The organism is Ochrobactrum sp. PL_is501, assembly GCF_055816895.1.
This window is the reverse complement of the sequence record NZ_JBVPGR010000017.1, coordinates 1-20,779: the sequence shown is the minus strand read 5'-3', so window position 1 is coordinate 20,779 and position 20,779 is coordinate 1. Positions and strand designations below refer to the sequence as shown.

The following is a 20,779-nucleotide window of genomic DNA, read 5'->3' as shown; positions in this document are numbered from 1 at the left end:
GCCTTTTCCTGTTCCAGCGCGTTGACCAGCTCGACCGTTGAGAAGAACCGAACCCGTTTGTGGTGATGCTCGATGGCCTGAACACCTATCGCGGTAGCAATATGTGCCTTGCCCGTGCCGGGGCCACCGACCAGAACGATGTTGTTTGCGTCGTCCAGGAAGTCGCAGCGATGAAGCTGCTGCACGAGCGCCTCGTTGATCTCGCTGCTGGCGAAGTCGAAGCCATTCAGATCACGATAGGCAGGGAAGCGTCCCGTCTTGAGCTGGTAGGCAATCGAGCGAACTTCACGTTCCGCGGTCTCTGCTTTCAAAAGCTGCGACAGGATCGGAATGGCGGCCTCGAACGCCGGCGATCCTTGCTCGGTTAGTTCGCCGACGGCTTGTGCCATTCCGTGCATCTTCGGTTGCCGCAGCATGATGACTATCGCACCGCTTGCTGGATTATGACGCATGGCGGGCCTCCGTCTTTCTCAGGGCATCGTATCGTTCAACATTGGCCTTGGGCTCGTTGACGGTCAGGGCTTGGGGCACATCGATGGTCGGCGGCCCGTTGTCTGCAACTCTCTCTGGCGATCATCACGCCATTCCCGGACAAATGTCGCAACCCGATTGTAGGAGCCCTCGTAGCCAAGGCTCATCAGGTCAGCATGCAATTGCTTCATCGTCCGCTTCTGTTTGCGGTTCTTCTTGGATTGCGTCTTCAGCCAAGGCAGACAACCGATCAGCAAAAGGATCGAGCTTGCTCGGCCGCTCCGGGACCTTGAACTTCGGCTCCCCACCGTCCAGGCGCAGGTATTTGTGAATGGTTTTCCGAGATAGGCCGGTCCTGTGGCAAATCTCCCGGATCGATAAATGGTCTCGAAAATGCCAGCGTCGGATCACGCTCAATAACGCCATGTCGATCACTCCATAGCCCTCGCTGAAAACATGCGAGGGAAGGTTGGAACATGGGTCAATTCTCAATGGAAATATCAGGCCACGCCGGGCCAGTTCTCAGTGGCAATCAACATAAGTGGCTTCCCCGTCAAATGGTAAGAACGAAAATCTGGAGCTATCACTGGCTTATGGTCACGCCGTCGGTCAGCCTGTCCATTGACACGGCTTTGTCGCAAAAGTTGTTTAACCGGCATTTCACGTGTTTGAAGTCGGTACCTCGTCACCGACAACCGAGTCCGGCTTGGTGGTGCCGATGATCTTGAGGCGAAAACATATTCGCGTGTCGCGCAACGCTCTGTCATTCTGACCTGCTCTTGCGCCAGCTCTCGAATTTGCGCTGGTTTTCATCCTTCGTGCAGGGATAAAGCCCAATAATTGCCGCTCCGTTGTTCACTTCTTCCAGAACGAAATCTTCAAAGACTTCCATGCCAACGCATTCATCGGCAATTTCATCGCAAAGATGCGCCGGAATTACCATGACACCGTCAGCATCGCCCACCAGAACATCACCCGGAAACACCGCGGCATCTCCGCAGGAAATCGGAACATTGATGTCGATGGCTTCATGCAGAGTGAGGTTTGTCGGGGCCGATGCTTTGGCGCAGTAAGCGGGCATGTCAAGTTCACCAATGCCCGTCACATCACGAAAACCGCCATCCGAAACAATCCCTGCAGCGCCCCGCAAGGCAAGGCGCGTCACCAGAATGGAACCAGCGGTCGCAGCACGCGCATCCTTGCGCGCATCCATAACCAGCACACATCCCGGAGGACAGGTTTCGATAGCCACACGCTGCTTGTGATCGGGATCACGGAAGACAGTGATCGGATTGCGGTCTTCGCGCGCTGGAATATAGCGCAGCGTAAAAGCCTGACCGACCATGTTTTCCGGTTTACGTGCTACCTGAAACGAGCCCTGAATGAACTGGTTGCGCAATCCGCGCTTATAGAGAGCGGTGGCAACGGATGCGGTTGAAACCTTCTTCAATTTGGCGCGTGTTTCGTCCGAGAGAATATAGTCTGACATCGGTCTGCCTCCTAATAAATGACCGGCTCGTCAACCGGACGACCAAAATCGGTTTTCAGGAAATCGAAATCGCAGCCTTTGTCGGCCTGCTCAACGTGCTTGGAAAAGACGAAGCCATAGCCACGCTCATATTTAGGTTCCGGCGTTTGCCAAGCTGCACGGCGGGCAGTCAGCTCATCTTCAGAAACAAGCATGTTGAGGCTGCGTGCCGGAATATCGAGTTCGACCATATCGCCGGTTTTCAGCAGGGCCAGCGGTCCGCCGATAAAGGATTCCGGTGCCACATGCAGCACACAGGCACCGAAGCTTGTCCCTGACATACGCGCGTCTGAAATCCGCACCATATCCCTGAGACCAAGCTTCAGTAGAGCTTTTGGCATCGGGATCATGCCCCATTCTGGCATTCCGGGCCCGCCCTGCGGACCGGCATTGCGCAGCACAAGAACCGCGTCCGGCGTCAGCGGATAATCAGGATCATCGATAATTTTCTTCAGCTCAGAATAGCTGTCTGCGACCAGCGCCGGTCCCTTATGTCGATGAAACTTGGGATCACATGCAGCCGGCTTGATCACTGCACCGTCCGGGCAGAGATTGCCTTTCAAGACAGCCAGTGACCCTTCATGATACACCGGATTGGACAACGGCCTGATAACATCCTCATTATAGATCTGCGCTTTTTCCAGCCCCTCGGTCAGCGGTTTTCCGGTAATGGTAATGGCTGAAGAATCGAGCTTGTCGCCGAGCTGACGCATCAGCGCGCGAATGCCGCCGGCATAATAAAAATCCTCCATCAGATAGGTGGAGCCGGAGGGGCGGATATTAGCGATGACAGGTGTTGTTCGTCCGATACGATCAAGGTCGTCCAGTTCGAGCGGAACGCCTGCACGTCGCGCCATCGCAATCAGATGAATGATTGCATTGGTGGAGCAACCGGTCGCCATTGCAACAATAACCGAATTCTTCACCGCTGCCGGTGTGATAATCTGGTCTGGTGTCAGATGGTCCCACACCATCTCGACAATGCGGCGACCGCATTGCGTTGACATGCGTTGATGATTGGCATCGGCCGCAGGAATTGATGATGCACCTGGCAGCGACAGCCCCATGGCTTCTGCAATCACTGTCATGGTGGATGCCGTACCCATCGTCATGCAATGGCCGTAGCTGCGGGCAATGCCACCTTCAATACCCTGCCATTCTTCCTTACCGATGGTGCCTGCGCGACGTTCATCCCAGAACTTGAACATATCCGTGCCAGATCCAAGCGTCTTTCCAGCATAATTGCCACGAAGCATGGGACCTGCAGGCAGGAAGATGAAGGGATAGCCAGCACTGGTGGCACCCATAATGAGTGCCGGTGTGGTCTTGTCGCAGCCGCCCATCAGCACAGCACCATCAACCGGATGAGAACGCAAAAGCTCTTCCGTCTCCATCGCCAGCATGTTGCGGTAAAGCATGGTAGTGGGCTTCACATAGCTTTCAGAGAGCGACAATGCGGGAAGCTCAAGCGGAAAGCCGCCTGCTTGCAGAATGCCGCGCTTTACCCACTCAACACGATCCTTGAAATGCGCATGACAAGGTTGTGCGTCCGACCAGGTATTGATGATCGCGATGATTGGTTTGCCCTCCCAATCCACTGGATCATACCCCATTTGCATGGTTCTTGAACGATGGCCCGAAGAACGCTGATCATCTGGCAACATCCAGCGCGCAGAACGCAGATCTTCATATGTTTTTCTGGTCATTTCAGTGCCTTCCCGGTATTTGAGCTGCGCAAATTTCTGCAGGTGCCAGGTGCATTGGCTGGCAATGGATGAGCAGAAAACAGGAGAGCACCCGTCAGCGCTTCTCTAGGATTGAGAACTGTCATGGCTGCATCCTCACCAAGCGCTGGCCTATTGATGACATCCGGCAGGTGACTTACGGGTTCAGCGCAAAAAACTGCGCGATCCTGTGGATTGAATACATGGAGATGCCGCAACGCGCCTTCGCCTTTAAGCCGGAGGCTGGTTGATGTTTCAGGCCAACGTATTATGGCCACACGGTCCCAGCCGCTGAAGCAGCAATTCACCAGCGACAATTTTGATAGAGCAATTGTGCTTCCCGGAGTAAACCAGTCGATAGCTTTGGGGATACCTTGTGGTAATCCGCGTTTATCAAGCTGTGGTGCGCCATTGGATTGAAATTCGAGCGTTGCCTTGTTGGTTTTAGAAAACCACGGATGCAAGCCAATGCCGAACGGCAGAGCGCTGTCGCCTTCATTCTGGATACTCAGCGATATGCGAAAGCCATAAGGCGCAATATCGATGATTTGATCCAGCCTGTATGAGTAGGGATGGTCGTCACTGTGAACCTCATCCCGCACATGCACCCGATTGTCGCTGGTCTCCACCACCTCCCAGCTATGCATCCTCGAAAAGCCATGAATAGCCATGCCTTCCTGTGGCGCATTGATCGGCAGCTGAACAGTTTTTCCTTCAAAAGCGAACCGCCCACCATCTATGCGATTGGCGAAAGGTGCCATCACGAAACACCCCGCTTTCAGGCCCGCTTCGGGTGTTGCGAGTGGCTCAAGTAATTCTACCCATGAGCCATCCGGGTGGTGCCACTCTGCCTCAAGCAGAGTTGCTCCATATTGGGGGGCAAGCCTCAGACGATAATTATAAGCGTTGAGTTCAAGAACCATGGGCACCACAGCTTCATTCCTCACGCGAGTAGTCATGAGCGGTGAATGTTCCGCCCTGAAACCTGCGCGATACAGGATCGCCGGTTTCAGCTAGATCGCCGTAGCGGGAAGCATCATCCTGCGGAACATAACCTATCAGCGCTGCATCATCTTCCCCCCACCAGCGCGCGGCATTGGCGGAAACACCCCAGACGATTGCAACGTCCGTTTTTGGGGCTTCAACAGCTGCTATCAGCAGTCGAACCAGATCATCATGCGAAAGCCATGTCGATAAATGCCGCGCTTCTGTTGGCTCTGGCACGCAGGAACCGATACGCAGATGCACGCTTTCAATACCGTGCTTGTCAAACATCATGCGCCCGAGCAGTTCACCATACGCCTTGGAAAGCCCGTAATAGCCGTCGGGTCTATATGATTCATCCGCACCAAGCGCCTTGTCGCGAGGATAAAAGCCGATCGTATGGTTGGAGCTAGCGAAAATGACCCGCTGCTTTTCAGCCCTTGCCGCTTCAAAAACATGCGTAACACCAAGCAGATTGGCTTTGGCAACCACATCATAAGGCTGCTCCACACTAATGCCACCAAAGTGCAGAATCGCATCTATACCGCGCACAAGCTCGGTAATGGCACCGGCATCCATCAGATCGGCCTGAATGAACTCGGCATTCTGCGGCATAGCATCGGAAAACGGTGCGATATCGGACAAGCGCAGCCAATAGCCTGCCTGTGTCAGTCTTTTAGCCAGCACACGCCCCAGATTGCCTGACGCGCCGGTGAGAAGCAGACGTTTCATCCGTTCAAACTCCCTTCATTCTGGCAATTTTCGCACCCGCAACAGGCGCCTGCATGAGATGAATGCCACCTGATTGCGGTGCAGCTTCCAATGTTTCAGATGCTCCTAGGCGATGAGAGGTGACGGCAAGAAGCGTAAGATCCGGGCCGCAAAAACATGGCATTGTCGGTGCAGGAACAGGAGCCGCTATGCGATCGAGCAGCTTTCCATTGCGATTAAAGCGGTTGAGGACACCAGCAGAAACTCCGGCACTCCAGTAATTGCCATCACCATCGCAAGCGCCACCATCAGGACGCCCCGCCTCTTCATCAAGATCAGCAATGCGGGTACGATTGCTTATTGATCCGGTTTCGACGTCAAAATCATAGCGATCAATCCATGGTCCACGGGAATCTGTATGGAACATCGTTGCAGCATCGGCAGTCCATGCAAGACCGTTAGAAATCTCAAAGCCTTCCGCCTTGATTTCGGCTTTGCCATCAGCAGTCACACGATAGAGTTTTGAAATGGCTTCACGCTGTGGACGCGCATCCATGCTACCGATCCAGAAGGCTCCGTCCGGTCCAACCTTGCCGTCATTCAGGCGCGATGTTTCCGGCTCGTCATAACCATCCCAAAGAGTCTGGCGTTCCAATGTTTCGGGATCAAACAGGATAATCTCGCGCGCAAGCGAAACGACCAGTCGACCGCTTTCCGCAAGCCCGAGACAAGGAACTGCAGTCTCGAAAGACCATTCGCACAGCGGCCCTTTATCGAGATCAATCTCATAAACTTTCTGCCCGTTGATATCGCATGCAAACAGCGTTTTACGTCTGTCATCCCAGACAGGGCTTTCAGTGAGTTGTCCGCGCAGATCGGCTATGCAGCGAAATTGGGCCATCACACAGCCCCCGTTTTACGACGGACCACATCGGGGTGATCAAGAACGAAGTCAGAGAGTTTGAGTCCCAGACCGGCACCTTCAAACGGATAGATCACACCCTTTTCGATGCGTGGCATCACAGTCACCAGATCGCGATACCATGAGGTGTAATAGGCGCGCACAGATTCCTGAAAAATCGCATTGGGTGCATTGAGAGAAAGATGGATCGAGGCTGCGAAAACCACCGGACCAGTACAATCATGCGGCGCTATGGGGCGCTGGAACGCCTCGGCCATGGTTGCAATCTTCTTTGCTTCGGAAAGTCCGCCGCACCATGAAATGTCAAGCATCACATAATCGGATGCGTCGGCACGCAGCACATCGAGAAACTGCGCACGAGTTGCCATAGTTTCACTGGCGCAGACGGGAATGCCGGATTGACGCGCATAAACGGCCAACGCCTGCGGGTTCATCATCTTGATAGGATCTTCCGACCAGAAGGGCCGAAAGGCTTTGAGTTCACGCGCAATCGTCAGTGCCGATGTCAGATCCCACATCGAATGAAACTCGACCATGATTTCCATCTGATCGCCCACCGCATCGCGGATCTGGCGAAATGGAACCAGCGCCTTGTCGAGATCGGTGGCGTGAATGTAATTGCCGCCACTGCTCACCGCAAAGGGGTCGAACGGCCAGATTTTCATAGCCGTAATACCTTCTGACAACAGGCTCTGCGCAAGCGCTCCGGCATCACGATGAAACGCCAGCTGATCTTCGTAAGGGCCTTCCTTTGCGTCATCCTGATCGCCGATATAACGACGGGCACCGCTTTTGTTGTAGGTATAGCCCGCGCAGGTATTATAGGTGCGGATCGAGGGACGCGCGAGACCACCAAGCAACTGATGGATCGGCTGATTGGTCAGTTGACCGAAAATATCCCAAAGCGCGATATCAATGGCCGAAGCCGCACGTATTTCCACACCTGAAGAGCGGAAGCCGACATAAGGCTCCAGCAACAATTTTGAAATGCGATCAATTTGCAGAGGGTTCTGGCCCACCAATTGCGGAGCGATGTCGCTGTGAATATAGGCAGCAACCGCATTGGCCCCGCGGAACGTTTCGCCCAAGCCGATGATCCCCTCATCGGTATGGACCTGCACCCACAAAATATTGTTGAGGTGCGGCAGTTGTACGGTTTCAATGGCCGTAATTTTCATCATGCACTCCGAATAAATTCTGGCCTAAAACCTTTGGCCTATCAATGCGCAGACGGCTGGCGACTGCGCGCTACAATCTGCGTTGGGTTGACAAAGCGCAGTGCCAGCAGAAGCCAGACCAGTGATGTCACCATGTAGATAACGGCCATTGCATCAATGGACTGAACCGAGCGGACACCTGCCGCAAAGACGGAATAGTAAAGCGCGACCACCAGCGTCTGCGATGTCGGGCCAGCCGTCAGGAAGGTCAGTTCGAACATGGCAACCGTGCGCACCAGCACCAGCAGCATGGCTGCAAGAATGCCCGGGGTGAGCATTGGCAGCAAAACATGCAGAAACAGTTTGAAGGTGCCCGCACCAAAGACCCGCGCTGCTGCTTCAACCTTGGGATCGATCTGCTCGATAAACGGCACCATCACAAGGATGACAAAGGGGACCGTCGGCACAAGATTAGCCAGAACCACACCCCAGAAAGTCCCACCAACACCAAACTTGTAGAGCACTGTCGCGAGCGGAATGCCAAATGTAATGGGCGGAACCAGAAGCGGCAGAAGGAAAATCAGCAGAACGATTTTCTTGCCCGGAAAATCCCGGCGCGCCATGGCGTAAGCTGCTGTCACCCCGAGAAATCCGGAAAGGATGACGACGGCAAAAACGACCTGGAAAGTAACCAGCAGCACCTGATCAAGCTGGAATTCGGCCCATGCGGCGGCATACCAGCGTGTTGTGAGCGCATCGGGCAGCCATGTGCCAAGCCAGCGTGTGCCAAAACTCGAGACGACAACCGCGGCAATGACAGCCAGTACATTGAGGACAAAGAAGCCCGTTACAAGCCAGACAACCGTAATCCAGAGTTTTGAAAGGACAGATGTATCGCGGATCATGGTCTATCCTTTCCCGCCAGCGGTCGAACCGCGATAGAAGAACGAACGAAGGCCGAGCAAAGCACCCACCACAAGCAGCTGTACGGCGGCCATGATCATGGCGATGGATGATGCCATGGAGTCATCATATTGCTCGAAAGCTGCCTGCGCCGCGGCAATGGAAATCACACGCGTAGGGCCGGATGGTGCCCCCAGAAGAACAGCGGAAGGAAATACCGCAAAAGCCTGCACGAATGTCAGACATGCGGCCACCACAAGACCCGGCACCAGAAGCGGTAACATGACATGGCGGAAGCGCTGCCAGCTGTTTGCTCCATGCGTTGCTGCGGCACGTTCCAAGGCCGGATCGATGCCGGAAATATAGGAAAGCGTCAGCAGGAAAGTGAATGGAAACACGGTAATCACAAGCGATGCAAAGACACCCCAGTAATTATTGGTGAGCTTCAACGGATTATCGATCAGGCCAATGGCAATCAGACTGCGGCTGAACCAGCCCTGCGGTCCGAGATAATTCAAAAGCCCTTCGGCAATCAGAACCGTTCCCAGAGTGACTGGCAGAACCAGGATTGTCGTCAGAAGACGTTGCCGCGGCATCAGCCGGACGCGCATGGCAATTGGAACGGCAAACAGGACGCTGATAAGCGTCACCGGAATAGCCAGCCAGAGCGTCGCACCTATGGTTTTATAGAGATAGGGATCAGAGAAGAACTTGCGATAATTAGCCAGTGCCCCGCCGCCATCAAGCGGGTTGAAAGACAGGACGAGGCCATAGAGAAACGGGTAAATGAAAACGCCGATAATGAAGAGCAGCGCCGGCAGAATGAGTAATGTCACCCCATCGAAACCGCGATTGGCGAGCCTTTGACGTAGACCGGGGCTCAAACCCTGTTCGGAAAATCGTTCTTCCGCCATGGCCTAAGCCTCGCTCGCAAAGACCAGCGCATGGCCTGCATCGATACCGAGCGTGATCTTTGCGCCCGGCGCAACTTCCTGCGGCCCATGAAAGACCATTTCCATACCGCTTTCAGTCCGCGCTATGCCGACATATTCACGGCCTCGATATTCAATCGTCTCGACGGTGGCAGCAATTGTGTTGCGGCCTTTTTCACCCGACACAACATCATCTCCACGCGCCATGATAATAGCGCTACTTCCAGGCTGCAGCGTGTCCATCGCGCGCCCGGTCAGTTCGCTGCCCGAAACGTCGATTGTTGCCTGTCCGTCATCAACGCGCACAACCTTGCCACTTAAAGCGTTGCGGAAGCCCATGAAGGCTGCAACATCCTGAAAGCGCGGGGCTTCATAAAGCTCATGCGGCTTGCCGACCTGCCGGATTTCCCCATCACGCAACACAACAATACGATCCGCGAGAGACAAGGCCTCATCCTGATCATGGGTTACATAGATTGTCGTCGAACCAAGCTGGTTATGAATACGTCTGATCTCGGCGCGCATCTCAAGACGCAGCTTTGCATCAAGATTAGAGAGCGGCTCATCCATCAACACAACAGGCGGCTCAATCACGATAGCGCGCGCAATGGCAACACGTTGCTGCTGCCCGCCAGAAAGCTGGCCGGGAAGTTTTGATTCCTGCCCCTGCAGTCTGACAAGTGCCAGCGCTGCCCGCGATCGCTTGTCTATTTCGGCTTTGGGAAGACCGCGCATCTTGAGGCCAAAGCCAACATTCTGCAGCACGTTCATATGTGGAAACAGGGCATAGTTCTGAAACACCATGCCGAAACCGCGATCTTCAGGCTTAAGCTGATCGACGCGTTTTTCATCAATATAGATACCGCCGCCGGTCGTACCCAGAAGACCTGCGATGCAGTTAAGCGCCGTGGATTTTCCGCAGCCTGAAGGGCCCAGAAGGGCAATGAACTCACCTTTTCCAATCGTGAGGTTGATTTCCTTCAGCGCATTGAAAGTTCCAAATGAGCGGCTCATTCGATCAAGCCGAAGTTCTTGAAAGGACATTGACGCAAGCACCGTAAATTGAGTGGTGATCTTAGGCGGCTAATGGCGAACCATATGATCCGCCATTGACGCTTTGGAGGAGCCTTAGCTGGCTGCGACGTCTTCGTCCCAGCGCCGGAAAGCAGCTACCAGCGCTTCCGGCTCAAGCGGCAACTCAATCGGATTGTTTGCAATCCAGTCGGCATATTCCGGACGACCAAACTCGGCAATCACGTCCTGGCTTTCCTTTGGCGCCATCTCGATCGTGACATCCTTGACCGCAGGACCCGGATAGAAATAGCCCGCATCGTAGGAATAGGCCTGCTGATCAGGCTTGAGCGCGAATTTGATAAACTCCATCAGGACCGCGACCTTGTCTTCGGAAACGCCTTTCGGAATTGCGAAGTAATGCGCGTCACAGACCCAGTGGAAACCTTCCAGTTTGCTGACTGCCATTTCTTTTGGAACAACGCCCAACGCACGCGGGTTGATATCCCAACCGGTTGTGGTTGCGGTCATATAGCGCGTGCCTTCGCCGAGCTCTTTCATCAGAGCGCCGGTGCCGGCAGGATAATATTCGATATTCTTGTGCAGTTCCTTGAGATAGGCCCAGGTCTTGTCCCAGCCCTTGACCGGATCTTTCGGATCGCTGTCGCCAAGAAGGTAAGGCAGGCCCATCAGGAATGTGCGGCCCGGGCCTGAATTTGCCGGACGTGCATAGATGAATTTGTTTGGATTTTCCTTGGTCCAGGCCAGAAGCTCTTCGGCCGTCTTTGGTGGCGTCTTGACCTTCTCAGGGTGATATTCGAGCAATGGACCGGACGGGTAATAGGAAACCACAACGCCTTTGCCCTTTGACATTTCCTGCATACGCCAGGCGGGCTCAAGATAGATATCCTGCAATTTTGGCAGGCCATTGTCTGGAAGAGCAATAATATCGGTCCAGATATCGTCAGCAAGCCCTGCAGATAGCGCATCTGGGCCAATAATCACCAGATCGATATCGATACGGTTGGCGCGCTGTTGCGCCTTGATCTTGCCCGGCAGTTCCGGTGCAGGTGCTTTGTTGAACGTAAAGCGCGAAACGAGCGCTTTTTGTTCAGAAGCAAAATTGTCGAAAATCGGCTGCGTCAGCGCGAGATTGCCCGCCGCGTCAATGACATTCAGGGCGACAGGCGATGATGGCAGCTTTGCCGATTGTGCCCATGCAGCACCTTTGGGCAGCAAAAGTCCTGCGCCAGTTGCTAGTCCGGCCCCCGCCATGAATGTGCGGCGTGAAATTCCTTTGGTCATGTTCTCCTCCACCTTTTTTACTTGTCCCGCACACACCGCTTCCTCCTGTCGGTACGCGCCGGTTTTCTATTTTTCAGACAATTGCATCGGTCTCCCACCCCGCAACGACCTTTTCGAGCGCCTTGCGGTCAGCCGTTTCAAGTTTAGGCAGACCCGGTAGCCGCACATCGCCGACAGCAAGACCCTGAATTTGCAGTGCTTCCTTGACCACTGTGACGTTTGCACCATTGCGGTACTTGGTCCGCATGGTTTCAAAATCGGCGATGCTTTCAACAACGGCACGAGCACGGGCGTAATCGCCAGCTTCCAGCGCGTTCCACACAGCCAGCGAGCGGTCAGGAGCCACATTAACGAGACCGGATGTAAAACCCCGTCCGCCTAAAGCGTAAAACGGCAGTGCCCAGCTTTCGGCGAGACCGCAAATCCAGGTCGCATCGGTTCCCTTGGTTGCGCGGCAGCATTCAAAGAACAACATCGTATTTTGCGATGCGAATTTCACACCGGCAACTTTCGGATGGGTTGCAAGCCGCACCATCTCGTCCAACGGGATCAGATCGGAGCGGATATAGGCAACGATCGGAAGGTCGGTGGCTTCTGCAATTTCGATAAAGTAATCGACCTGTGCATGAGGGGCAGCGAAGGGATCAAGTGGATGATGGATCATCACGCCATCCGCACCCTCAGCCTGCGCAGCTTTTGATACCTTGATTGCATCGCGGACCGAGCGTCCGGCTGCGGCCGTTACCGCAGCTTTGCCATCAACCGCTTTGACGGCGATTGCCTGCAGGCGGATCACTTCATCCACAGTCATGCTGTAGAACTCACCTGTATTGCCGCCGGTGACGATGTTGTGCACGCCAGCTTTGGCGATACGTGCAACAATTTCGGTGGTTAGTGCGGCATCAATCTCGCCATCTGCGTTATAGGCAGTCGCATGTACGCCCGAGATGCCTCTCAGCACCCCGCGGTATTCCGCTAAATTCATATTACCCTCCCAGGTACTGGTCAGAAGACCAGTTCGATATGTGTATCCCCCGCTTTCACGATATGCTCCCGCATCAATCGCTCGGCTAAATCCCCGTTTCTGGCCGTAATGGCCTGCATGATCGCTTCGTGTTCGCCAAATGACTGGCGGCGCACATCTTCGCGAGAAAGCACCGTCACCCGTGCTGCATGGTCATACATCCGCTGCGCATTTTGCAGCCGCCGCAGATATTCGCATCCCGATGCCTCGTGAATGGCATCATGAAATTTCTCATTGAGCTCGATCAGCGCATCCACATCGCCCGATTCGACGGCTGCCCGCATTTCCTCAATGACTGCGTGAAGAAAGGCAAAAGCTTCTTCATCGCCATGTTTTGCAGCCTGTCGCGCGATAATGCTTTCAAGCGCTGCACGCGCCAGCGTCATCTCTTCGGCCTGCCGCGCATTGAACGAAACAAATGTACCGCGCCGTGCTTCCGTGCGCACAAGCCCCTCACCTTCAAGCTGGCGCAGCGCTTCTTTTAAAGGGCTGGTGCTGATACCGAGGTCAGCTGCCAATTGTCGCTCATTCAATCTGTCGCCGGACTTCAACCGACCCGAGATGATCGCCTCCCGCAGATCGTCATGCACATGATCTCTGAGGCTCTTCACCTTGATGGGTGAGAATGGGGAAACACTATCACGCAAAGGCGCACCTGCTTTTCATCCGTATTTACCCCTTGATCATGAAGCATGAAATCTGATGTGTCAATATCTGATACATCAGATATTGACTGAACTAATTTCAATGTTCATCCTTGCTTAACTATTAATTACAGCATGGAGTAAGCCACTTTACGACGCATCGTGATCTGAAAGCACGCCTGTCAAAAAGGCCCGGTGTTGATTTTCACCTCTCCGTGAAAATCAACATCGTCGGAATGGTAGGCCCATCGTTAGCTGGTTTAAATGGCTGTGACTGAGGGGCATACAATATTACCGTTGTTCGCGCATAGTTATGCCATACATCGCCATGTCTATCAGTGCATGAAAGACGGCCTGCGCAGAGAAGTGCGTCCACTCCCAGATTAAGGCGACGCCTCCTGCTGATGGCCTAATCCGTACGGTGCAACGTGAAAGGCTGGCGCAGCGATCGCGCACATAGAAAGTTCTGTCGCAAATTTTCGTTTGGGTACAGTCGGCCTTAACTATAAACGGATTTATGCTGCGAGCGCGGCGAAGATCTTGAATGGTGAGCGATTGTCGTTGGCGAACTGGTTCTTGCGGATCATGTAGGCGACCTCGATGCCGGCAAGGGCGGCCGCCGAATGAAACGCCTTGAAGCCCATCATCGGTTTTGGAAGCCGCTTGATGGAGCGGTGATCCTGTTCAAGGATATTGTTGAGATACTTGAGCTGTCTAATTTCAATGACCCTTCCAGTTCCGGCGAATTTCAGGATCGTGTTGACAGCTTGCAGCCCAGCCAGATTGGCTCCGCTCTTGTCGATGACAATCCTCTCGGGAACGCCGTTGGCTGCAATGGCTTTCTTGAAAAAACTGCGGGCGGCGGCCAGATCCCGGCGCTCGGACAGCATGAAATCAAGTGTTTGGCCATCGCGGCCAATCGCTCGATACAAGTAGATCCATTGGCCCCGAACCTTGAGATAGGTCTCATCAACACGCCAGGAACTGGCGGTGAGTCGCTTGCACATCTTGGCTTGAGCGGCGATCTGGGGAGAGTAGCGAACCACCCATCGGTTCAAAGTCGCCCGGTCGACGATTATGCCGCGTTCCGCCAGAATTTCCTGTAACTCACGATAGGAAACCGGATAGCGTATGTAATAGAAGACCGCATGCAGGATGACCCTTTTGGGGAAATGAACATTCTTGAATTCGACTGCCATCCCTTTCACGCCTTCCTCGACCACACAAAGCAAAGATGCATAGCAAGGGAAAAGTGAAAATTTGCGACAGATCCCCACCAGAGTCTGCTCACCTCGGGATCGCAGCAAGTGCCACTTTTGCCTTGAAAGCCGGGCTATGGTTACGGCGCGGTCGTCTCGTCATTATATCACCTGTTCCCCGGCATCTAAGCCGAAGTCAGGCAGATTTTCCACTTATCCTAGCTGTGCAGATTTCCCGAGCCGCCTCTGATTTTAAGTCGGCTACCACCAGCCACACAGAAGGATGACGGACTTATCAAAATGGCGGTCTTTGAACATCGAATAATCCAGCTTCTTGAAACCTGAAACCTATATCAGTGCTCGTTGACGATACGTTCGCAACAGATCCCACATTAGATCTTCTAATTCTTGGCTTAGGTTTTCTCCTTTGCACCTGGCGTCGTCTTGGCGCAACGTCAATCCTTGCGGATGCGTCTCGGCGTGCAAGGAGGAACCATGATTGAAAGTATCCTAAGTGGGCTTGGCCTGCTTTTTTCCGGCGGGACGCCACTTTATCTTGTTGCTGGGGCTGCGCTGGGTCTGGTAGTCGGCGTACTGCCTGCGCTAGGCGCCACGGCAGGCATGTCGCTAATCTTGCCCTTCATCTTCGGACTGGATCAAGGCGCGGCGCTGGCGTTAATGATCGGGATGTTGGCGACAGTAGCAACCGGGGACACGGTCACCTCCATTGTTCTGGGAGTGCCCGGCTCAACCTCGTCTCAGGCCACTATTTTAGACGGCTTTCCCCTAGCCAAGCGGGGCGAAGCGGGGCGAGCGCTGTCGGCAGCCTATTTCGCCTCGATGTTGGGCGGACTATTCGGGGCAATGGTGTTGACCGGCAGCTTGCTGATCGCACGCCAAATCATCCTGTACTTCGGCATGCCCGAGATGCTGATGCTGGTGATCTTCGGCTTGGCTAGTGTGGCTGCCCTATCGGGAGCAAGTCTGGGCAAAGGCCTAGCGGCCTGCTGCCTGGGCCTGCTGATCGGCGCAGTGGGCGCAGCGCCGGCGACAGGGGAATACCGGCTGGACTTCGGCATCTATCACCTTGGAGACGGCTTTTCACTTGTCGCCTGCGTCCTCGGCATCTTCGTTATTCCGGAAATTGTGGACCTGCTGCGCAGCGGCACTACAATCTCACAGCAGCCGCTGCTCAAGGGTGGCGAGCGGCAGGGAATTCGTGACGTCATTCAGAACAAGGGGCTGGTCCTGCGCACGTCGGGCTTGGGCTGCCTGATCGGGGCGCTTCCGGGGATCGGCGGCTCGGTCGTGGATTGGCTAGCCTACGGTCATGCCGTGCGCTCGGCCAAGGATAAAAGCCAGTTCGGCAAGGGCGACATTCGCGGCGTCATTGCGGTCGAGGGCTCGAACAACGCCGTCCTTGGCGGCGCCCTCCTGCCCACGCTGCTGTTTGCAGTGCCGGGTTCGGGCTCAACGGCGCTGTTCCTATCGGGGTTGATTCTGATAGGCATCCAACCGGGACCGGCGATGGTACAGGGAAACCTGCCGCTGACGTTCAGCATTGTTTGGGCGTTAGCACTGGCCAATGTCATCGGCACGCTGGCATGCTACTGCTTGTCTGGCACTTTTGCCCGGTTGACCCGCATTCCGTTCGTCTGGTTGGCACCGATCCTTCTGCTGGTGGTTAGCTTTGCGGTGCTGCAATCCAGCCGCGCGCCGCTGGACTTGGCAGTGTTGGCCGGCTTTGGTCTACTGGGTGTGTTCTTGCGCCGCTTCGGCTACGCTCGCCCCGCCTTCCTGATCGGCTTCGTACTGCAGGACAACCTTGAGGTGCTTCTTTACCAGAGCGCTCAGATCTATACTTTTGGCGATTTCTTCCTGCGTCCCATCGTCCTGATAGTCGGCATCATCATCCTGGCGACTCTGGCGCGTACGCTGCTGGCATCGCACAAGCTGGATACGGAGTCGATTGGGAGAGAAAGCGCCGTCGCTCCGCTGACCACGGTGCAATTCGCCATTCCGGCGCTGCTGCTGGCCGTCTTTGCTGGGGCCATGGTTAAACTAACCGCCTTTTCTCCTCTGGGTAAGATGTTTCCAATGGCGGTGGCGGGCTTGGGCATTCTCTGCACGCTAGTGCTGATGCTGGGCTTGGCACGTCGCCGCCCACATATGCTGCTGGACCAGGAAGCGGGTCGCAAGCCTGGTACCCCCGGTCCATTACGTCCGCTGGCCTGGATCATGGGCGGGCTGGGGTTGATCGCAACGTTGGGCTTCTTTGCCGGCGGCGCCATCCTGCTGGCCGCCTTTCTGACTGTCGAGGCGCGGGCGAGGCCCGTTGCCGCCATCGGTTTCGCCATGGCCGCTGCCGCAGTATTCTGGGGTCTAGCCCATCTAGCCGCAATCCACATGCCTGCGGGCATCATCACCGAAATCGCATCTCTTTGAGGAGGAGTAGAGACATGATACGCATGAGCAAGGCCATTACTTTGGCTGGGCTACTGGCTCTGATGCCCCTAGTAGCCAGCGCGCAAGACAATTTCGCCCCCGCGCAGGTCAACATCACCGTGCCCTTTGCCGAAGGCGGGGGCAGCGACACACTGGTGCGGATGATCGCGCCCTTTCTGCAAAAATCATTGCCAGGCGACCCGACGATACTGGTTCAGAACCAGCCAGGCGGCGGCGGGCTGCCGGGAACGAACCAATTTTTCAAATCGGCCGAGACTGACGGCAGTGCACTGCTCGCGATGTCTTCCTCGGTGTTCATGGCGAACTTGTTACGCGACCGGCAAGTGCGGTTCAAGATCGAGGATTTTACGCCCATCTACCTGTCGCCTCTCGGAGCTGTGATATATGTCGCTGACAAGACTGGCGCCAAACCGGGACAAGGTATCAAGAATATCAAAGCGCCACTTGTCTATGGCGCAGCCTCGCCCACCTCGGCAGACGTGCTGACCATTTTAGCGCTGGACCTGCTGGGGTTAGAAGTGAAGCCGGTCTTCGGCACTCAGCGCGGTGCCGCCCGCATCGCCTTCGAGCGGGGCGAATTTAATGTCGATCACCAGTCACCCGCCGCCTTTTCCAGTAATGTCCAGCCGCTGGTCGACGCCGGCCAAGCGATCCCGCTGATGAGCTTCGGCTTTGCTGATGCACAAGGGAACATCGGCCGCGACCCGGGCTTCCCCGAACTGCCGACTTTCTTCGAACTATATCAGCAGACCCACGGCAAGCCGCTAGAAGGGCCTGCCCGGCGCGCTTGGGTGGCGCTGTTTAACGCCTCGATCAGCACTGGAAAGGCTCTGGTGCTGCCGCCCGAGACCCCCGAGCCAGTGGCAGCAGCCTATATTGCTATCTTCGAGAAGGTCTTTACTGATCCCGAGTTTATAGCCAAGGCTAAGGCCGAGATCGGTGACTACCCGCAATCAACAGGCGAGGCAGCAGCGCGCCAGTTCTCCGGTGCCACTACACTGGATGAGGGGGCCTTTGCCTGGCTGGCCGAATGGTATCAGCGCAAGCTGGGCGTCGTGCTGAACTGAAATTGGCGGGCAAGCCGCTTTTCGGTCCTTGCAAGCCCCTTTTACCGGAGACAGCATGAGCACCATTTCCGCCTCGCCCGCTTATGTCCACAAGGGCACACCCATCCCGGACCCCGAGCCGCCCGCCGGGGTGCGGGTACTGCGCGACATCGTCTTCGGCGAGCATCCGCGGCAGAGCTATGACCTTTACCTGCCGTCAGGCGCAGAGGGTCCGGTGCCAGTAGTGGTCTTTGCTCATGGCGGCGGCTGGGTGCGGCGCGACAAGCGCGCAATCCGTATGATGCATGTGCTGGAGCACGGCTTTGCCTTGGCCAGCGTTGGCTATCGTCTAGCGATGGACGCGCCCTTTCCAGCGCAGGTTCAGGATTATCGCCATGCCGCCGCGCATTTGCTGGCCCAAGCCGTGAATCACGGCATTGACGGGGATAGGATGTTCTTCAGCGGCGCCTCGGCCGGCGGGCATCTAGCAAGCCTCGCGGCGCTGGCCGCGGCCGAACCCGAGTTCGGCCCGGCAGTGCCATTGCGCGGGGTGGTGGCGATCTATGCCCCAAGCGATTTGATCGCCATGGCCGGGCCTATGTTGGGCGGGTTGGACCACGATTCCGAGGATGCGCCCGCAAACCAACTGTTGGGCGCCGAGGTGCGTAAGCATCCCGACCTGGCCCGCCGCGCTAGCCCTGTCGCCTATGTCACGCCAGATGCGCCGCCCTTCCTGCTGTTGCATGGCGACCATGATCGGGTGATCCCCTTCAGCCAGAGCGTGATTCTGGACGCGCATCTGCGGCTGGCGGGGGTGGAAAGCCGGCTGGTGCAGCTTAGCGGCATCGGCCATGGCGCGCCCGAGTTCCAAGAGCCGCCGGCCAGCGACGAAATTCTAAACTTCCTGCGCCGCCATTCAGTTTGATGGCAGTGGGAGGGCCCTCGCTGAGCCAGTCACAGGTCGGATTTCGGTCAAGAAATTCGGATCATGATCGTTGATTGGAGCCTCGGAAAGAATCCAGTCCTTGAAGGCGCGGGCAGCGGCGCGCAGTCGCCGCCCGGCTGGCTCTACCAGACCGACGATTTGGCCACTATCCACACCGACCGGATAGGGTGCGACCAACATCCCCGAGGCGATCTCCTGCTCAATCAGATGTGCCTGAGCGATAACAATGCCGCTGCCCGCCAGCGCCGCCTGATAGGCCAATGTCGAATTGCTGAAAACCAGTTGCGGCTGCGGAACGCGCACGTCCAGTTCAATTGCCGCAAACCAGATCCCCCAATCTTCCATCCGGTTGGCTGAGGCGATCAGCGGCTGCCTGAACAAACTGTCAGGTTCGTCCAACCCCGCCGCCAGCGCCGGGGCACAAACTGGCACCAGCACTTGCGGGAACAAGGGCGTCACTAGCAGATCCGGGTCAGGGCGGGACACGAACTGCACTGCAAAATCCAAGCCTGAACGCTGAAAATCGGCCTGCTGCATCCCGGTTTCGAATTGCACGCGGACATCGGGGCGACGGGCATGCAACCCGGCTAGACGAGGGATCAACCAGCGCGTCGCCCAAGTCTGATAGATGCGCAGCCGTACCGGACCGCTGGCGCGCTCCTCGGTCAGTGCGTCCATCGCCTTATCCACGATATCGAAGGCGATTGCCAGTCTCTGGCCAAGTTCCAGCGCCTGGGACGTAACCGTGAGGCCCCGAGCATGCCGCTCGAACAGCCGGGTGTCCAGCGAGCGCTCGAACTTGGCAATCTGCTGGCTGATGGCGCTTGGAGTAACATGCAACTCGTCAGCGGCGCGCTCGAAACTGGCGTGGCGGATGGCAGTCTCAACTACACGCAACTGGGCGAAGTTCAATGGAATGCGCAGCGTTTCCCCCTCTTGCAGACGAACCTTCAGAGTCCGTAGGAAACAATGCTTGATTTCAGGGTCTGTTGCAAACGTTTCGTCGATAAGCAGTGATATAGGGTTTGAACCGCCCTTTGCCGGAGACCTCAACTCGTGAGAAGTAAGGTCTATGACAAGCAAGACGACAAACAAGTTTTCTCCTGAAGTCCGCGCTCGCGCCGTTCGAATGGTGATCGATCATGAAGCGGAGCATCCTTCGCGATGGGCAGCTGTGTCTTCCATAGCCGCCAAGATTGGCTGCTGGGCGCATACGCTCCATGATGGGTGAAGAAGGCTGAGGTGGACAGTGGCAAGCGTGTGGGTTGGCGAGTGATGTCGCGGAGAAGATGAAGGCTCTGGAGCGGGAGAACCGCGAACTTCGTCAGGTGAACGAGATTTTGCGCAAAGCCTCGGCGTATTTTGCCCAGGCGGAGCTCGACCGCCCGTGCAAGCGATGATTTCCTTCATCGATGCACCCCGTTCGGCGCTCGGGGTCGAGCCGATCTGCAGACTGCTGCCGATTGCCCCGTCCACCCATTATGAGGTTATCGCCAAGCGCATGGACGTCGACCGTCTGTCGACCGAGCCCGACGCGACATTGCAATGAAGGTCGAGATACGCCGGGTGTTCAACGAGAACTTCCAGGTCTATGGCGTGCGCAAGGTCTGGCGACAGTCGCTACGGAAGGGTTGCGACATCGCCCGCTGCACCGCCGGCAAACCCGGCGTGTGTGGATGCCCCCGGTTTGGCAAGAAGATTTTTTGACGGTAGTCCGCGAACGAGGAATTCTATCGGTCGTGTGTCAGGCCTCTTGATGTGGCCTGATAGCCACGGGCCGGGATGCAGTTCGAAGAACAAGGACCA

At 56.0% G+C, this 20,779-nt stretch carries 18 protein-coding genes, 3 pseudogenes and 1 other annotated feature; of the genes and pseudogenes, 4 read left to right on the top strand and 17 right to left on the bottom strand.

Going from position 1 to position 20,779, the window contains the following annotated elements:
* From AC0TOF_RS00875 to AC0TOF_RS00800, 16 genes and pseudogenes are all read right to left on the bottom strand, one after another.
* Positions 1-452: ATP-binding protein (locus AC0TOF_RS00875; protein ID WP_473766860.1), on the bottom strand; the 452-nt coding region annotated here is incomplete at its 3' end.
* A gap of 90 nt (positions 453-542) precedes the next feature.
* Positions 543-897 (bottom strand): annotated as a pseudogene (locus AC0TOF_RS00870) (IS21 family transposase); the annotation flags it as partial.
* A gap of 337 nt (positions 898-1,234) precedes the next feature.
* The gene (locus AC0TOF_RS00865) at positions 1,235-1,960 is read right to left on the bottom strand and encodes a ribonuclease activity regulator RraA (protein ID WP_473766859.1); all 726 of its coding nucleotides are present in this window, start codon (positions 1,958-1,960) and stop codon (positions 1,235-1,237) included.
* 11 nt (positions 1,961-1,971) lie between these two features.
* Positions 1,972-3,705 carry an L-arabinonate dehydratase gene (araD, locus tag AC0TOF_RS00860; protein WP_473766858.1) on the bottom strand — a complete coding sequence of 578 codons (1,734 nt, stop codon included), beginning with the start codon at positions 3,703-3,705 and terminating at the stop codon, positions 1,972-1,974.
* The gene (locus AC0TOF_RS00855) at positions 3,702-4,646 is read right to left on the bottom strand and encodes an aldose epimerase family protein (RefSeq protein ID WP_473766857.1); all 945 of its coding nucleotides are present in this window, start codon (positions 4,644-4,646) and stop codon (positions 3,702-3,704) included. The genes araD and AC0TOF_RS00855 overlap by 4 nt, the downstream gene beginning before the upstream one ends.
* Positions 4,647-4,659: 13 nt before the next feature.
* The gene (locus AC0TOF_RS00850) at positions 4,660-5,439 is read right to left on the bottom strand and encodes an NAD-dependent epimerase/dehydratase family protein (protein ID WP_473766856.1); all 780 of its coding nucleotides are present in this window, start codon (positions 5,437-5,439) and stop codon (positions 4,660-4,662) included.
* 4 nt (positions 5,440-5,443) lie between these two features.
* Positions 5,444-6,319 carry an SMP-30/gluconolactonase/LRE family protein gene (locus AC0TOF_RS00845; RefSeq protein WP_473766855.1) on the bottom strand — a complete coding sequence of 292 codons (876 nt, stop codon included), beginning with the start codon at positions 6,317-6,319 and terminating at the stop codon, positions 5,444-5,446.
* Complete coding sequence (locus AC0TOF_RS00840; protein WP_473766863.1) at positions 6,319-7,518, bottom strand: mandelate racemase/muconate lactonizing enzyme family protein; 1,200 nt, start codon at positions 7,516-7,518, stop codon at positions 6,319-6,321. Before AC0TOF_RS00840 ends, AC0TOF_RS00845 begins: the two co-directional genes overlap by 1 nt.
* A 41-nt stretch (positions 7,519-7,559) precedes the next feature.
* Positions 7,560-8,402: an ABC transporter permease gene (locus AC0TOF_RS00835; RefSeq protein WP_007872592.1), complete on the bottom strand. Its 843-nt coding sequence runs from the start codon at positions 8,400-8,402 to the stop codon at positions 7,560-7,562.
* Between the two features lie 3 nt (positions 8,403-8,405).
* Positions 8,406-9,314 carry an ABC transporter permease gene (locus tag AC0TOF_RS00830; protein WP_473766854.1) on the bottom strand — a complete coding sequence of 303 codons (909 nt, stop codon included), beginning with the start codon at positions 9,312-9,314 and terminating at the stop codon, positions 8,406-8,408.
* A 3-nt stretch (positions 9,315-9,317) separates the two neighbouring features.
* Positions 9,318-10,376 carry an ABC transporter ATP-binding protein gene (locus AC0TOF_RS00825; protein WP_473766853.1) on the bottom strand — a complete coding sequence of 353 codons (1,059 nt, stop codon included), beginning with the start codon at positions 10,374-10,376 and terminating at the stop codon, positions 9,318-9,320.
* Positions 10,377-10,460: 84 nt separating this feature from the next.
* Positions 10,461-11,648 carry an extracellular solute-binding protein gene (locus AC0TOF_RS00820; RefSeq protein WP_473766852.1) on the bottom strand — a complete coding sequence of 396 codons (1,188 nt, stop codon included), beginning with the start codon at positions 11,646-11,648 and terminating at the stop codon, positions 10,461-10,463.
* A gap of 73 nt (positions 11,649-11,721) precedes the next feature.
* Positions 11,722-12,633 (bottom strand): dihydrodipicolinate synthase family protein, encoded by a 912-nt coding sequence (locus AC0TOF_RS00815; RefSeq protein ID WP_473766851.1) that lies wholly within the window; start codon positions 12,631-12,633, stop codon positions 11,722-11,724.
* 20 nt (positions 12,634-12,653) lie between these two features.
* Positions 12,654-13,262 (bottom strand): GntR family transcriptional regulator, encoded by a 609-nt coding sequence (locus tag AC0TOF_RS00810; protein WP_473766862.1) that lies wholly within the window; start codon positions 13,260-13,262, stop codon positions 12,654-12,656.
* 569 nt (positions 13,263-13,831) lie between these two features.
* Complete coding sequence (locus AC0TOF_RS00805; RefSeq protein WP_473766861.1) at positions 13,832-14,515, bottom strand: IS6 family transposase; 684 nt, start codon at positions 14,513-14,515, stop codon at positions 13,832-13,834.
* Between the two features lie 51 nt (positions 14,516-14,566).
* A pseudogene (locus tag AC0TOF_RS00800) lies at positions 14,567-14,678 on the bottom strand (transposase); the annotation flags it as partial.
* Positions 14,679-15,010: 332 nt separating this feature from the next.
* On the opposite strand from AC0TOF_RS00800, the gene AC0TOF_RS00795 reads away from it, so the two are divergent.
* The 3 genes from AC0TOF_RS00795 to AC0TOF_RS00785 are packed head-to-tail and all read left to right on the top strand — an operon-like array spanning position 15,011 to position 18,952.
* Positions 15,011-16,960 carry a tripartite tricarboxylate transporter permease gene (locus tag AC0TOF_RS00795; protein WP_473766850.1) on the top strand — a complete coding sequence of 650 codons (1,950 nt, stop codon included), beginning with the start codon at positions 15,011-15,013 and terminating at the stop codon, positions 16,958-16,960.
* A 14-nt stretch (positions 16,961-16,974) separates the two neighbouring features.
* Positions 16,975-18,048: a Bug family tripartite tricarboxylate transporter substrate binding protein gene (locus AC0TOF_RS00790; RefSeq protein WP_473766849.1), complete on the top strand. Its 1,074-nt coding sequence runs from the start codon at positions 16,975-16,977 to the stop codon at positions 18,046-18,048.
* 55 nt (positions 18,049-18,103) lie between these two features.
* A complete protein-coding gene (locus tag AC0TOF_RS00785) occupies positions 18,104-18,952 on the top strand; it encodes an alpha/beta hydrolase fold domain-containing protein (RefSeq protein ID WP_473766848.1) in 849 nt (282 codons plus the stop codon).
* On the opposite strand, the gene AC0TOF_RS00780 is transcribed toward AC0TOF_RS00785, so the two are convergent.
* A complete protein-coding gene (locus AC0TOF_RS00780; RefSeq protein ID WP_473766847.1) occupies positions 18,944-20,068 on the bottom strand; it encodes a LysR substrate-binding domain-containing protein in 1,125 nt (374 codons plus the stop codon). The genes AC0TOF_RS00785 and AC0TOF_RS00780 overlap by 9 nt on opposite strands.
* On the opposite strand from AC0TOF_RS00780, the pseudogene AC0TOF_RS00775 reads away from it, so the two are divergent.
* Positions 20,046-20,635 (top strand): annotated as a pseudogene (locus tag AC0TOF_RS00775) (transposase); the annotation flags it as partial. The gene AC0TOF_RS00780 and the pseudogene AC0TOF_RS00775 sit on opposite strands and share 23 nt — an antisense overlap.
* Positions 20,328-20,444 (top strand) — a sequence feature (AL1L pseudoknot). It overlaps the preceding pseudogene by 117 nt.
* Positions 20,636-20,779: the final 144 nt, after the last annotated feature.

Coding starts and splice junctions, on each gene's coding strand:
- AC0TOF_RS00865 (WP_473766859.1), bottom strand. CDS start 1,960: ATGTCAGACTATATTCTCTCGGACGAAACACGCGCCAAATTGAAGAAG.
- araD (WP_473766858.1), bottom strand. CDS start 3,705: ATGACCAGAAAAACATATGAAGATCTGCGTTCTGCGCGCTGGATGTTG.
- AC0TOF_RS00855 (WP_473766857.1), bottom strand. CDS start 4,646: ATGGTTCTTGAACTCAACGCTTATAATTATCGTCTGAGGCTTGCCCCC.
- AC0TOF_RS00850 (WP_473766856.1), bottom strand. CDS start 5,439: ATGAAACGTCTGCTTCTCACCGGCGCGTCAGGCAATCTGGGGCGTGTG.
- AC0TOF_RS00845 (WP_473766855.1), bottom strand. CDS start 6,319: ATGGCCCAATTTCGCTGCATAGCCGATCTGCGCGGACAACTCACTGAA.
- AC0TOF_RS00840 (WP_473766863.1), bottom strand. CDS start 7,518: ATGAAAATTACGGCCATTGAAACCGTACAACTGCCGCACCTCAACAAT.
- AC0TOF_RS00835 (WP_007872592.1), bottom strand. CDS start 8,402: ATGATCCGCGATACATCTGTCCTTTCAAAACTCTGGATTACGGTTGTC.
- AC0TOF_RS00830 (WP_473766854.1), bottom strand. CDS start 9,314: ATGGCGGAAGAACGATTTTCCGAACAGGGTTTGAGCCCCGGTCTACGT.
- AC0TOF_RS00825 (WP_473766853.1), bottom strand. CDS start 10,376: ATGTCCTTTCAAGAACTTCGGCTTGATCGAATGAGCCGCTCATTTGGA.
- AC0TOF_RS00820 (WP_473766852.1), bottom strand. CDS start 11,648: ATGACCAAAGGAATTTCACGCCGCACATTCATGGCGGGGGCCGGACTA.
- AC0TOF_RS00815 (WP_473766851.1), bottom strand. CDS start 12,633: ATGAATTTAGCGGAATACCGCGGGGTGCTGAGAGGCATCTCGGGCGTA.
- AC0TOF_RS00805 (WP_473766861.1), bottom strand. CDS start 14,515: ATGGCAGTCGAATTCAAGAATGTTCATTTCCCCAAAAGGGTCATCCTG.
- AC0TOF_RS00795 (WP_473766850.1), top strand. CDS start 15,011: ATGATTGAAAGTATCCTAAGTGGGCTTGGCCTGCTTTTTTCCGGCGGG.
- AC0TOF_RS00790 (WP_473766849.1), top strand. CDS start 16,975: ATGATACGCATGAGCAAGGCCATTACTTTGGCTGGGCTACTGGCTCTG.
- AC0TOF_RS00785 (WP_473766848.1), top strand. CDS start 18,104: ATGAGCACCATTTCCGCCTCGCCCGCTTATGTCCACAAGGGCACACCC.